A 13,184-nucleotide genomic window follows, 5' to 3' on the forward strand; every position below is an offset into this window, starting at 1 on the left:
AAGGACCTTACCACGCCAGAACGATTGGTATAGCTAATCGAGCCAGCGTGATAAGGTCCTTGCTACGCTCAGGATGACGTATTTTTGATGCTTTGCGCTATCATTATGCTTTCCCAATCCCAGTGGGCTCCTTTTATCAAGCGCCGCGCGGCGGAGCTCGGCTTCATGGCCTGCGGTATTTCGAAGGCGGAATTTCTGGAGGAAGAAGCCCCGCGCCTCGAAACCTGGCTCACGCGCCGGATGAACGGCAAGATGGGCTACATGGAAAACCACTTCGACAAGCGCCTCGACCCGCGCCTGCTCGTGGATGGGGCCAAATCGGTGATTTCGCTGCTGCTCAACTACTACCCCGCGCCCGAAACCCAGCAGCCCGACGACACGATGCAAATCAGCAAGTATGCTTATGGGCGCGACTACCACTTCGTCATCAAGGACAAGCTGAAGACGCTGCTAGCCGACATGGAGGCCGAAATTGGGCAGATTGGCGGTCGCTGCTTCGTGGATTCGGCCCCGGTGCTGGACAAGGCCTGGGCGAAAAAGTCGGGCCTCGGTTGGGTAGGCAAAAACGCTAACCTGATTACGCCGGGCACCGGCTCGTTCTACTTCATCGCCGAGCTGATTGTGGACGTGGAATTGCCCGCCGACGGGCCCATCCGCGACTACTGCGGTACTTGCACTAAGTGCGTGGATGCCTGCCCCACCCAGGCCATCACCGAGCCCTACGTGGTGGACGGCAGCAAGTGCATCAGCTACTTCACCATCGAACTCAAGGACCAGATTCCGACCGAGGTAGCCGGGCAGTTCGGCAACTGGATTTTCGGCTGCGACATCTGCCAGGACGTGTGCCCGTGGAACCGCTTCTCGAAGCCGCACAACGAGCCCCAGTTCAACCCCGCGCCCGGCCTGAAAGACCTGACGCCCGGCGACTGGCGCGAAATCACCCACGAATTATTCACGGAGCTATTCCGGCAGTCGGCCGTGAAGCGTACGGGCTACGAAGGGCTTAAACGTAATATTCAGTTTGTAGCGGATGTGTAGCGCCTGCTTGCGCTGCTTGCGCTCGGTGCCGCTCCAGGGTATTTCAACGACGAACAAGCTAACGCACATGCTACTGGGCTCCCAGGCTGAATTCACCGAATACGCGCTTCAGTACGCGGCGGTAAATGCGCGAAAACTGCTGATAGCACCAGCGGCGAAAGTCTGGCATTTCGGCTGGCACCAGCATTTTGAGGGCTTTGCGCAACTCCTTTTCGAACAAGACTTTGCTAAAGCTTACTTTCAGCAAAATTATTTTCACGTAGTCTAACATCAGCGAGTAGAGGAAGGTGAAAATGGGGAAGGCCGGCCCGCGATATCACCATCAGCCGGTCAGTAAAGAGTAAAGGAAAGGAAAAAATGCAAACCATTGCGCGGGGCGCAGGCCAAAGCCAGTGCCCCGGGTTGCCGGATACGCAAAAAGAGCGGCCAGGGCCGCTCTTTCGCTTTAAAAAGACAGAATTTTATACGAGTTCAGGCTAGCTGAACAGGTCCAGTGCCGCTTGCGCAGTGGCTTGCGGATTGGGCTGGTTGGTGCTGGTTAGCACGGGCTCATCAAAGGCTTCGGCCAGGGAAGTATCGGGCACGAACGAGAGCTTAAACACGCTGAGGAAATTGCTAAAAGCCAGCGGCACGCCAGCCGAAGCCAGCTGGGTAATGCTGTCTTCGCCAGCCGAGGCGGCGGCCGTGAGCGCCTGGGCGGCTGCGGGCCGCGCAATGGGCGCATCGGAACTACTGGGCCACGTTTTCACGCTTACGCCACGGTCGCGGCGAAGGCCCCGCACGTGGGCCGAATGCTCGCCCTCCACCGCCAGCATGCGCAGCAACACTTTCGCCAGCTGCGCATCGTTGGTGTTGGCAAAGGCATTGGTGATGTATAGCCGCACGCTCAGGTCTTCTAGCTGCTGGGCCAGCGCCAAGAAGTCGTCGTAGTTGCTCAGCACGTTGGGAAACAGCACCGGGTTGGTCGCTACGTTCTTGCGGCCGCTGAAATCGAACGTCGGTGCGGCGGGCACAATGGTACCGGCACTTTGCAGCACGTTCTGCAAAAAGGCTACGTGCTGCAGCTGGTGGTCGTAGAGCCGCTGGAAATCGGCGACCTGCGCGGCCGGAATAAGCCCGGTTGTGGTCAGGGCCCGCGAGTAGTAGTTCATTTGCAGCCGCTCGAGCAGCAACAGCTGCACAATCGCATCGTAGGCGGTGGCTATGGTGCGCGCCGCCACGGGCTGCACGGCACCAAGGGCCAGCGGCAGCGCCGCAAGGGCCGTGCGGCCAGCCTGTTGGATTACCGCCCGACGCGGGGCACTATCGGTAGCCGCTGCGCCAGCAGCTAAACGGTCGAGAAACGGAAGCAGCTTCATAGAGTAACGGCCAGATTAGCCACAGAAATAACGTAGGGCGCAAAATAAGGGGCCAGCTCAGTGATTACCTGGGTAGGGGTCTCGAGGCGCAGCAGGCCCGTGGCAGTGTCCACCACGGTGGAATCGGCAAACGAGCCGGGGGTGCGCAGGTCGCGGATGGTGGCCGCGTGCCGGGCCTGCACCGATACCGTTTTTAGCAACAGGGCGCGCTGGTAGGCACTGGCCGGGCTGATGAGCGGCAGCAGTACCGGGTAGGCCGCGGCCGCCAGGTCGGCGAGCTGTTGCACCGCTGCCAGCACGCCCGCCCGGGTGGTGAGCGTGAGCGTACTGGTATTGAATGCGAAGTCGGTCGGAAACAGCATGACCTGCAGAGTAGGGTCGATGTAGTAGTGGAGCAGCTCCCGATAGATGAGTTGATGGTCGCGCATGTTCGAGATGACGCTCCGCTCGGCCATCGTCAGGTCGGAGGGCGGGCTGGTTATCACCTTGTCGTAGGTAGTATACAAGGCCAGCGCCAGCACGTAGGCATAATAAAACAAGCCTGGGTCGCCAGCCGGCAGGGCCAGCTTATAAGGGTCAACCAGAATGGGCTCGGGAGTTGTGGTTGAGCAGCCCGTGGTGGCTACCAGGGCTACTGTGGCCGCCGAAGCCGCCGAAACCCGCAAAAAGTTGCGCCGCCCCAGGGGCTGCGCCCGCCAGGCGGGCGAAAAAGAGTGTTCAGACATGCTAATGCTAAGGCTTCAATCGGGCGGCCAGCCCAAAACGTTGGGATGGGGACCATCACAAAGGTACTCACTGCCCCTGCAATGGTTGCAAAGGCCTAAAAAACAACGCCGGTTCCGCGTGATGCGGAACCGGCGTTGTCTTTTTTAACGGCCAGCGAAGGCTATCAGGACTTTATTAAGCCCCAATGAGGCCACCGGCGCGCGAAGCGTCGGTTACTTCGGCTACGGTCAGCGGCTCGTCGAACGAGGCCGCGGCTTCCGCTTGAGTATACGTGGTGCCAGGGGTGATGGCATTGGCAGCAATCAGGTTAACACCCGACTGCGTGACGTTGCTCTCGGGGATAGCACCCGTGTAGTGAGGCTGGCCGTCGAGGTCACCGTTGCCGGTAATCCAGGGCGACTGCTGGCGCATGTAACGGATGTGCGAGGCGTGACGAGCTTCTACCGAGTGAATCTGCAGGGCCGTCTCAAGCGGGTTGTACACTTTGCCGCCGATGGTTACATCGCCGATGCCCAGCAGGTCGCCTGCCCGGCCTTTGTAAGCCCGCACGCCGGTGTCTTCCAGCAGCTGAGCTACGCCCAGGATGCTGCCGCCGCCGCCATAGAAGGTCGCCAGCGAGTTGAAGGTAGCCTGCTTGAAGGTGATGTTGGTCACGGGGGTTCCACCGATGCCACTCACTACTGCTTGCAGCAAGGCTACGTGCGAGTTTTCGTGCTTCAGAATCTGACGGACGGCTGCCTGGTCAGCCGGCGTAGCCGTAAGGAACAGGGGCGAAGCGACAACTTTCTTGTAAAAGTCAGCCTCCAGCAACTCTAGCGTGAGCGCATAGTTGAAGACTTCTTTTGGGTCGCCGGCGGTGGTGCCAGCGTAAGCTTTCGAGAAAAACGAGGCGAGCAAGGCTGGCACAGCGGCCTGGCCAGCGCGCTTGCCCACGGTGGTGAGCGAGCTGAACACGGCGCGACGCGAATCGAGGCGGCCCATTACGTCGGAGTCAACTTCGGCCAGCTGACTAATGATATTGAAGAAATTCATGGCGAGGATTGATTACGATTGAAGAGGAAGGGAATTAAGCGTTAACGCCTACGGCGCTGCCACTCAATTTCTCGGTGATGAATGCCTGAGCGATAGTGAGAACTTCCGTCGGCGTCCTTTTCATGTCCAGGCCGGAGGTAGCATCTACTTGGTCGTCGGCGGCAAAAGAGCCGGGGCTAATCAGGTCGCGGATGTAAGCGGCGTGGCGGGCTTCAACCGAAACAATTTTGCCGGCGAGCAGCAGGTAGTCGGGGGAACGGAGCAGTTTGCCAGCACCGTTGTAGGCCGATACACCGAGGTCTTCGAACGCTTTAGCCGTAGCCAGCAGCGTCGCTTTGTCGCTAAAAGTGCCGGCTGGGTACTTGGGCGTCAGGCCACGCAGCACCTGGGTGCCAGCGTCGCGGGTGAGGGCCGCCTTGAAGAAATCGCGGTGAATGGCTTCGTGGGCAGCTACCTGCTTAAAGTAAGCGTACTCGGTGGCGCTCAGCACACCCTGCGACTGGGCTACTACTTTGCTGTAGAAGTCGGCTTCCAACTGCTCAAGGGCATAAGCGTAGTTCAACACGCCTACATCGCCCGAGCCCAGGCTGATGGAGCCGTCGGCCGTAGTGCTGTTGCCAGCGGGCAAGTTGGGCGTGGGCGTGGGCGAATCTTTCGAGCAGCCAGCCAGCACGAGTGCCGAAGCACCCGCCGTAGCACCAGCATACATGAAGAACGAGCGGCGCTTAATAGGGGTGAAAATCGGCTGAACGAGCGTGTTATCGTCGGAGCCGCGGGACTGAATGATGTCAGACATGAGCGTGATGAGTTGAGTGAGAGATGAAATTCGGATAAAAAGGGTAACGGGGTAGTGCGGCAGGCAAACCAACCTGAATTATCAGCAACAGTAATCCAGGATTGGGAAGTGATTTGGGAGCAGATACGGCAACTGTTACCCAAAAGGATTCAAAAGCTTCTTATTTTTCGTTTTCCCGAAGCAGAACGGTACGGGCTACCACCGGCCAAAACACCACTTCAGCTGCTGGCCGCTACTTTTAGGCGGTGATAACGGCCCAGAAAACTATGCAACGATTTTTGGGCCAGCTGCTGCTGTTGCTCGGGCTGCTAGGGCTGCTGGGGCCGCTGAGGGCCGGCGCGCAACCGGGGGAGGCCACTAAGCCGGTGGCGCTGCCGGCCGAGGTGCGGCTGCTGCCCGGCCCCGCGGCGCTGCCCGTGACGGGTACTTACACGGTGGCTTTCCGGCTGCGCGGCGGGCAGCTGGATAAGTATTCGGACTTCCCAGAGCTGGAAGGCTTCAAAAAAACTAAAAAAACCAAGACCATCACGACGAGCATCGTGCAGGGTCGCCGGTTCACCGACCTCACCATTACCCAGAATTACGTGCCCTATGGCGAAGGCGATATCGTTATTAAACCCTTTCAGCTAACGGTGAATGGGGTGCTACTGCGTGCCAGTGGTACTACCGTGCACGTGGGGCCGGCCCTGCCGCCCAACCCGGGCAGCATGACCAAACCAGCCAGCCCCACGGCTCCGCTACAAGCCGTGGCCGACCTCGACAAGATGTTTGGTAAGCCCAGGCCAGCCCTGTACCAGGACGTGCCCGACCATGCTTTTCTGGCCGTGCTGGCCGACCGGCCCCGCGTGTACCAGGGCCAGGGGGTGCGCGTGGGGCTGTATTTCTACCTCAAGCCCGAAGACCAGGCGCTGCTCTCGTTTCATGATTTCGACGACCAGCTGCCGCCGCTGCTGCACGAGCTGCACCAGGCCACGGCCTGGCAGGAGCCCGGCCCCGAGCCCAGCGTAACCCCCGATACCGTGCGCCACCGGGGCGAAAAATACCTGCGCTTCCGGCTGGCCGAAAACCTGTACTACCCGCTCACGCCCCAGCCCCTGCGCTTTCCGCCGCTGGCCCTGACGATGGTGAAGTTTAAGCTGCTGAAAAAGCCCGAACCCGGCCAGGACAACCGCTTGGCCGGCTACAAAACCTACCTGTCGCCGGGCCTCACGGTGCCGGTGCTGCCGCTGCCGGGCGGCCGGGCGGGCACCGTGGCCGTGGGCGATTTTCGGCAGGTAGAGGCCCTGAGCACCTCGCACCCCCGGGTGGGCGAGTCGTTTACGCTGGCATTTGGGGTGCAGGGGCAGGGCAACCTGGCGGCCGTGCTGGCCCCAACGCTGGCCACGCGGCCGGGCCTCGACGTGTACGGCCCCGAAGCCCGCGAAGAGCCCGCGCCGGGTGGCGGGCGCAAGCTGTTTCGATACCGGCTGGTGGCCCGGCGGCCCGGCCCCTTATACCTCGACAGCTTGTTGCGGCTAGTGGTATTCGACCCCGCCACGGGCCGTTACGATACCCTGCGGCCCAGCCTGCACCCGGTGGTGCGCGGTACCAGCCTGGCCCCCGACCCGCTGCCCAAACCCGGCGAAGACCCCTTTTATGGCCCGGCTTTGGCGGGTGCCGATGCCACGCTGCAACCTCTCGACGTGTACGCCGACGTGCGCCGCTATGCCGACTGGATGTTGCTGGCCCTGGCCGGCGTGGCAGCCTTCGGCTGGTGGCGGGCCGGGCGGCGGGCGTAGTTTTGTTAATGATTAGTGGTTAATGGTGAGTGGTCAATGCGTAGATGGTTCTCCGTAAATTACTTATAATTAACCACTAATCATTAATTATTAACCATTGATTCATGTCCAACACTTTCGGCTCCCTCTTTCGCATCACCACCTTTGGCGAGTCGCACGGGGCGGGCATCGGCGTGATTATCGACGGCTGCCCAGCAGGCGTGGCCGTGGATGTGGCCCACATTCAAGCGGCGCTCGACCGGCGGCGGCCCGGCCAGTCCGACCTCACCACCCCGCGCAAGGAGGCGGATACCGTGCACATTCAGTCGGGCCTGTTTGAGGGCGTAACTACCGGTACGCCCATCAGCCTATTCATCCCCAACGCCGACCAGCGCTCCGACGACTACTCGCACATTGCCCACGCCTACCGCGCCAGTCACGCCGACTACACCTACGACGTGAAATATGGCCGCCGCGACTACCGGGGCGGAGGCCGCAGCTCGGCCCGTGAAACCGCCGCCCGCGTGGCCGCTGGGGCCGTGGCGGCCAGGGTGCTGGCCCATTTCGGCATCGACACCGTGGCCTACGTTTCGGCCGTGGGCGAAGTAGAAGTGCCACTGGGCTACCAGGAGCTTGATTTGAGCCTCATCGACAGCAACCCGGTACGCTGCCCACACCCCGAAACGGCCGTCCGCATGGAAGCCCGCATCCGGGCGGCGCAGGCGGCGCACGACACGGTAGGCGGCGTGATTACGGGCGTGGCCCGCCACGTGCCGGCTGGGCTGGGCGAGCCCGTGTTCGATAAGCTGCCGGCGGTGCTGGGGCACGCGCTGCTCAGCATCAATGCGGTGAAGGGCTTTGAGTTCGGGTCTGGTTTTGAAGGGACAAAATTGCCGGGCTCGGTGCACAACGACGAATTCTACACCGATGAAGCCGGGGCCGTGCGCACCCGCACCAACCACAGCGGCGGCAGCCAGGGCGGCATCAGCAACGGGCAGGATATCTACTTCCGCGTGGCCTTCAAGCCCGTGGCCACGCTGCTTCAGCCGCAGCAAACTATCAACGACCAGGGCGAGGCCGTGACGCTGGTGGGCCGCGGCCGGCACGACCCCTGCGTGCTGCCCCGCGCCGTGCCCATCGTGGAAGCGATGACCCAGCTGGTGCTGGCCGATTTGCTGCTGCGGGCCCGGGTCAATAAGCTGTAGCGCCGCCGCGTTTTGACGCTGCCCGCTAATATGCGAATTCGCGGAGGCCTCGCTCCCTGAAATGATGTAGGTACATTTGCAACCTCCGCGCTCCCGGCGCGGTTGTATCTTTGCCCGTCGGAAAAAGCCCGCCCGCGGCTGTCCCCGGCAACTACTAATCAGCAACTAACCACCTAGCCATATGTCCGCCGTTTCCATTTACGCCGAAGCCTCGCCCAACCCCGAGAGCATGAAGTTCGTCCTCAACCAAAACCTGCTGGTAGATGGCGTGAGCGTGGATTACCCCAACCTCGAAGCCGCCGCCAATTCGCCCGTGGCGCAGGAGCTGTTCGGGTTCGACTACGTGAGCCGCGTGTTCATCGCCCAGAACTTCGTGACCGTGACCAAAGCCCAGCCCGAGCTGGCCTGGACGCAGATTATCCCCGAGCTGCGCCAGTTCCTAAAGAGCTACGTGGAGGCCGGCGGCCCCCTGTTCACCGTGGACCCCGCCGCCGAGCAGAAAGCGGCCCAGGCCGCCACCGCCGGCGACCCCACCCAGCAGGAAGGCCAGATTGCCCAGAAAGTTATCGACCTGCTCGACAACTACGTGCGCCCCGCCGTGGAGCAGGACGGTGGCAACATCACCTTCAAAAGCTACCACGAAGGCATCGTGACCGTGAACCTGCAAGGCTCGTGCTCCGGCTGCCCCTCGGCTACGGTTACCCTGAAATCGGGTATCGAGAACCTGCTCAAGCGCATGGTGCCCGAGGTGCAGAGCGTGGTGGCCGAAGGCATTACGGTGTAAGTTAAAAGTTGAGAATTAAAAAGGCCCGCTGGAATCGTTCAGCGGGCCTTTTTAATTCTCAACTTTTAAGTGGCCGTGCCTAAGTAACCGAACAAATCTGAACGTCATGCTGAGCGCAGTCGAAGCATCTTCCGTGCTCAAGTAAACCAAACGATTGAATTACTACCACACGCGAGATGCTTCGACTGCGCTCAGCATGACGTCCTTTCTTCAATACGATTACTTATGCACAAGTACTTGACTTACTTTAGCTGCGATTTCACCGTGAAATTCCTCGCCACGGTGAAGCCGAAATAAATGTCGCCATCGAAGAAATTGCCGGTGGTCTGGGGTACGAAGAATTTCTCCGACATGCCCTTGGCGTTGGTGAGATGCAGCTGGAAGACGTGGCCGCCGGTTTCGATGTCGACCCCCACGCCGAGGGCGTTGTGGAAGTTGTCGGCCACGTAGCCGGGCAGCAGGTAAAAATAGTCGGCCGTGAGGGCCAGGCGCTTGGTGAGCTTCTGGCGCAGGCCCGCGCCCAGGGCGTATACGTCGTTTTGCCTGCCCGCCAGGGCCACATAGTTGCGGTGAATGAGTGTAGGCATCAGCTGCCCCGACAGGCCGGGGCTGAACTTGCGGGCGATGAGCACCTGATACGCATAGTCGACCCGCGAGCCCGTGCTACGCTCGGGCTCGTTGGGGGCCTGGTTGAATTTGAGCGTGGTGATGGCCGACGAAGCCAGCAGCGTTACCGATACCGGCAGGGCGTGCGCGCCGGTGGTTTGCTGCAGGGCCTTGTATTTCACGAAGCCGTCGAACGTCTTCTCGATGTTGGTGCGGCCCACGCCCACAGCCAGCCGGTTGGTGAGGCCGTACTCGAAGCTCAGGCGCAGCACGGCCTGGTCGAGCCCGAAAAACTCGTAAGCCCCGCTGTTCAGCGTGCCGAAGCGATGCTGGATAAGAAAGGCCAGCGTGCCCGCGCCCGGCGTTTCGACCGATTGCGCGTTGATAATGTGCGTGCCTTTGAAAGTGGCCGACACCACTTCGCGCCGGGTCGAATCGGTGGTTTGCTTTTCGAGCTCGCCCAGCAAATCGGTTTGGGCATGGGCGGCCGGGGCGAGGCCCAGCGCGGCTACCAGCAAGCCCAGCGAGCGTAGAGGAGAAAACATAAGCAGGAGCAGAAATAATGGATGAAAGGAGGGCCGCGCGCCTAGCGGCCCGGGGCTATGCCCACGGCCCCAGCCACGGGCAAGCAAGCCAAATCGACGTGCACGCTGATGATTTTGGCAATGCTGTTGCGCACAAGCAGCGGAATCTCGATGTTGTAATCGGCCGAGGCCACCGGAAACGTGGCCTGCGCCAGCAGCTGCCCGCCACGCAGCTCCACGGTAGCCGGCACCCGGATGTGGCGCGTGACGCCGTGCAGCGTCAGGTCGCCTTCCACCTGCGCCGGGTGGGCCCCGGCGGTGGCTAGCTGGCTGGCCTCAAACTCCAAAAAATGGCCCGTGAATGTGGCCTTAGGGTATTTGTCCGACTCCAGATAATTTTCGTTGAAGTGCTCCTGCATGAGCGTGCGCTTGAACACGAAGCCTTTGATAAGTAAGCTGAAAGCCAGTTGGCCGGTACCGAAATCGAGCACCGCCGCCACCTGCTGGTTGCGGGCTTCAATGTCCTCAATGGGGGTGGCCGAGAAGAAACTGATTAATCCGGTTTTGGTGAGGTAGCGGCCTTGCGCGTGAGCCGAGGGCACCCCGCGCAACAATAGTACTAGCAGCAGTAGCAGCAGAGTTTGCATAGCGAGGGAAGGCGAAGTTGAGTGGGCGGGCTGCCTAACCGCATTATTGGGGCTTGCCCAGTGCGTACCAGGCTTCGAGGCGCTTGATGTCGCAGTCGGACAGCTTGCTGCTCCCTTGGGGCATCAAGGGGTAGCCCGGCTCGTGGCGGACGCAGCCCAGCAAGCTATTCTGGGGGTAGCGGCTGAGGGCGGCATAGCTGCCGAAATCGTTGTTGCCACCCAGCGTGAAAGCCACGCTGGTGTCGTGGCAGCGCAGGCAATTGGCGACGAAAATAGGCGCGACCACCGCCGTGTAGGTAACGGTTTCGTGAGCCACGTCGCAGGCCGGGGCGGGGTCGCCGTGCGAGTAGGTGCAGCCGGCCACCGCCCCGAACAGCGCTAGTGCCACGCCAAGTAGCGCTCGTCGTCGCTGTACCGGACTGAAAAGGGAGGAATTTGCCATTATAAAGGAGGAGGAGTCGATGAGCAGAACTATTGTAGCTAAGCCGTACGAATGCGCCGGCACTGCTTTATTAAAAAAAGCCCGGCCGTTCTTAAAAGCCGTATTTCAGCCCGAAGAAAACGCCGGCGCTGAGCAGCTTTACCTTGCCCGCGCCCACGCCGGCCAGCGGCACTTTCACGTAGGGCTCGGCCTGCAGCCGCCAGTGGGTGCCCAAGCCGTACTCGTAGCCGGCCGAGACATTGAGGACCTTAAACCAGTGCTGGTTGTCGTTCACGAAGCTGCGGTCCCACACGGCGGGCGCGTTGCTGGTGTTGTCGTAGTAATCGTAGGTGTAGCGCTCGCGCTGCATGAAAAACGACGAGAGGCCGGCCGTGCCAAATATCCGGTAGCGCGGCCCCACCACGGCATCGTAGCGCAGGTTCAGCGGGATGTCTACCACCGTGCAGGTGCCGTCTACCCAGCTGAAATCGCGGGTGTAGGCCCGGGGGTAGCTGGTCCAGTCGTAGTCCTCGCGGCGGGCGTAGTATTCTTTGGTAGCGCGTTGCAGGCCAGTCGCCACGCGCCAGCGCTGGCCCAGGCGGTATTCCAGCGTCAGGCCCACGTTCAGGTGCGGGGCCTGTACGTCGGCAAACTTCACGGTGCTCACGTCGGGTGCCGCCACAAGGCCCACGTAGAAGCGCTGCTGGCGCACCACGGCGGGCAGTGAGGTAGGAGCCACCTCATTGAGGGCCAGCGCCACCGGTATTGTTTCTGCTGCCGGGCGGGTGGGTTCTGCTGCGAAAGTGGCAACCGGGGCCAAGCTGCTCACGGCGGCTAGGCTCGAAGGGGCGGCTCTGGCAATTGCGGCTTCGTCCAAGCTCGTTGTCACGGCCGCTGTTGCTGGCTTTGAGGTAGTTGCTATACGGCTGGCTGCATCCGTACTACTGCCTTTTTCAGGGTACGCTCCCGCTTCAGCGGCCGAAGCAGCATCGGCCAGCGAGCGGGCTTCCGGATGGTACCTGGCTACCCGGGCCATCGAGCTGCTTAGCGAATGCCTGGTAATCGGCCCGCCGGACCTGGCAATGCTATTGCCCGGCGCGGTTATCCGGCCATCGGCCGAGTGGAAACGAGTGACTCGGTTCGGATAACGACCAGAAGCCGAAACTACGCCTAGGAATGAGGGCCGCTCGCGTCCAACGGCTCCCCGCACGGGCGGAACAACGAAAACGACTGCGCCAGCAACTGCCGGGGCCGCCGTTGGGGCGGTGGCGGTAGCAGGAAGTGGAGTTGCCGGGGGCGTCAATCCTGTTGCCGCGCGCCCAGTGTTGGGCCGTGGGGCCGGTGCAATTGCCACCGAAGCCCCCGCACTTGCCCGCCGTCTGGTAACGGTCGTGTTGCCCCCTGGCGAAGTAGCGTAATCCACGATTCGGGCCTTGGAAATCGTCGGAGCCGGCACCGCCGTCGGCCACAGCGACCAGCCCAGGCCGGCCAAGGCCACCACGGCCAATTCGGCCGCGAAAAACTGCCTTAGCCGGTGCCGCACGGCCCGGTCAATCACGGCCTGGTCCAGCCCAGCCTCCAGCTTCAGCCAGGCATCGAGCGGGAAGGGCGTGGGCTCGGGCTCGGCGGGGTCGAGGCGATGGAACGCGTTATCAATATCTTTATCAGACCACATAGCGGATTTTCTCTAGCATCGAACACTGGGCCAGCATGGTGCGCAAATGCGCCCGGGCCTTAAATAGATTGGATTTGGAAGTGCCTGCCGAAATGTGCAGCCGGTCGGCAATTTCTTCGTGGCTGAAGCCGTCAATTACGCTCAGATTGAATACCGTGCGGTAGGCCGGGGGCAGGCGCTGCACCAGGGCCAGCAGCTCGTCGTAGCTCAGGGTGTCGAGCGGCGTGGCATCGTGGGCGGCCTGGTTCAGGGTGGCGTCGTCGAGCTCCTGCTGGTGCTGGTGCCGCTCGTTGGCGCGATAGTAGTCGATGGCCGTGTGCACCATGATGCGCTTGAGCCAGCCCCGGAACGAGCCCGGAACGTCGTTGGGATGGCGGGTGTCGTCGAAGCGGCCGAGGTCGCGGAATACTTTCAAAAAGCCGTCGTTGACCGCTTCCAGGGCCTGGTCGCGGTCGCGGGCATAGCGCTGGCACACGCTCAGGGCCAGGCCATGAAACTGGCCGTAGAGCCGGCGCTGGGCCACCCGCTCCTGCCGACGGCAGGCCGCCAGCAGCTCGGCGAACCGGACCGATGCAGAATCAGGTGGGGAAAGGTGCAGCATAGTCAGGCGGGGCA

The 13,184-nt window shown here is 61.7% G+C and carries 14 protein-coding genes; 4 read left to right on the plus strand and 10 right to left on the minus strand.

From position 1 onward, the window contains the following. Positions 1–105: 105 nt before the first annotated feature. Positions 106–1,038: a tRNA epoxyqueuosine(34) reductase QueG gene (gene queG / locus ABIB44_RS08875; RefSeq protein ID WP_354584285.1), complete on the plus strand. Its 933-nt coding sequence runs from the start codon at positions 106–108 to the stop codon at positions 1,036–1,038. Positions 1,039–1,108: 70 nt separating this feature from the next. Here queG and ABIB44_RS08880 read toward each other — a convergent pair whose 3' ends face one another. The 5 genes from ABIB44_RS08880 to ABIB44_RS08900 form a co-directional block, all read right to left on the minus strand. After that, entirely contained in the window at positions 1,109–1,297 is a 189-nt protein-coding gene (locus ABIB44_RS08880) for a hypothetical protein (RefSeq protein WP_502916486.1), read from the minus strand. Between the two features lie 217 nt (positions 1,298–1,514). After that, positions 1,515–2,396 (minus strand): ferritin-like domain-containing protein, encoded by an 882-nt coding sequence (locus ABIB44_RS08885; RefSeq protein WP_354584287.1) that lies wholly within the window; start codon positions 2,394–2,396, stop codon positions 1,515–1,517. Beyond that, positions 2,393–3,121 (minus strand): ferritin-like domain-containing protein, encoded by a 729-nt coding sequence (locus tag ABIB44_RS08890; RefSeq protein WP_354584288.1) that lies wholly within the window; start codon positions 3,119–3,121, stop codon positions 2,393–2,395. The genes ABIB44_RS08885 and ABIB44_RS08890 overlap by 4 nt, the downstream gene beginning before the upstream one ends. A gap of 175 nt (positions 3,122–3,296) precedes the next feature. Further along, positions 3,297–4,154: a ferritin-like domain-containing protein gene (locus tag ABIB44_RS08895; protein WP_354584289.1), complete on the minus strand. Its 858-nt coding sequence runs from the start codon at positions 4,152–4,154 to the stop codon at positions 3,297–3,299. Between the two features lie 34 nt (positions 4,155–4,188). Beyond that, a complete protein-coding gene (locus ABIB44_RS08900; protein ID WP_354584290.1) occupies positions 4,189–4,950 on the minus strand; it encodes a ferritin-like domain-containing protein in 762 nt (253 codons plus the stop codon). 266 nt (positions 4,951–5,216) lie between these two features. Here ABIB44_RS08900 and ABIB44_RS08905 point away from each other — a divergent pair, with 266 nt between their 5' ends. The 3 genes from ABIB44_RS08905 to ABIB44_RS08915 all read left to right on the plus strand — a co-directional run bounded on the left by ABIB44_RS08905 (position 5,217) and on the right by ABIB44_RS08915 (position 8,696). Continuing rightward, on the plus strand, positions 5,217–6,728 hold the full coding sequence (locus ABIB44_RS08905; protein WP_354584291.1) for a hypothetical protein: 1,512 nt from the start codon (positions 5,217–5,219) through the stop codon (positions 6,726–6,728). A gap of 104 nt (positions 6,729–6,832) precedes the next feature. Further along, positions 6,833–7,912, plus strand: a complete 1,080-nt coding sequence (aroC, locus tag ABIB44_RS08910) for a chorismate synthase (protein WP_354584292.1) — start codon at positions 6,833–6,835, stop codon at positions 7,910–7,912. A gap of 181 nt (positions 7,913–8,093) precedes the next feature. Next, positions 8,094–8,696 (plus strand): NifU family protein, encoded by a 603-nt coding sequence (locus ABIB44_RS08915; RefSeq protein WP_354584293.1) that lies wholly within the window; start codon positions 8,094–8,096, stop codon positions 8,694–8,696. Between the two features lie 242 nt (positions 8,697–8,938). Here ABIB44_RS08915 and ABIB44_RS08920 read toward each other — a convergent pair whose 3' ends face one another. The 5 genes from ABIB44_RS08920 to ABIB44_RS08940 all read right to left on the minus strand — a co-directional run bounded on the left by ABIB44_RS08920 (position 8,939) and on the right by ABIB44_RS08940 (position 13,170). Beyond that, positions 8,939–9,847, minus strand: a complete 909-nt coding sequence (locus tag ABIB44_RS08920) for a DUF5777 family beta-barrel protein (RefSeq protein ID WP_354584294.1) — start codon at positions 9,845–9,847, stop codon at positions 8,939–8,941. A gap of 41 nt (positions 9,848–9,888) precedes the next feature. Beyond that, on the minus strand, positions 9,889–10,473 hold the full coding sequence (locus tag ABIB44_RS08925) for a YceI family protein (protein WP_354584295.1): 585 nt from the start codon (positions 10,471–10,473) through the stop codon (positions 9,889–9,891). A gap of 43 nt (positions 10,474–10,516) precedes the next feature. Continuing rightward, positions 10,517–10,915 carry a hypothetical protein gene (locus tag ABIB44_RS08930; RefSeq protein ID WP_354584296.1) on the minus strand — a complete coding sequence of 133 codons (399 nt, stop codon included), beginning with the start codon at positions 10,913–10,915 and terminating at the stop codon, positions 10,517–10,519. 91 nt (positions 10,916–11,006) lie between these two features. Beyond that, on the minus strand, positions 11,007–12,569 hold the full coding sequence (locus tag ABIB44_RS08935) for an outer membrane beta-barrel protein (protein WP_354584297.1): 1,563 nt from the start codon (positions 12,567–12,569) through the stop codon (positions 11,007–11,009). Beyond that, entirely contained in the window at positions 12,559–13,170 is a 612-nt protein-coding gene (locus ABIB44_RS08940; protein ID WP_354584298.1) for an RNA polymerase sigma factor, read from the minus strand. Before ABIB44_RS08940 ends, ABIB44_RS08935 begins: the two co-directional genes overlap by 11 nt. Positions 13,171–13,184 lie beyond the last annotated feature (14 nt).

The organism is Hymenobacter sp. UYCo722, from assembly GCF_040547115.1.
Taxonomy (GTDB): Bacteria; Bacteroidota; Bacteroidia; order Cytophagales; family Hymenobacteraceae; genus Hymenobacter.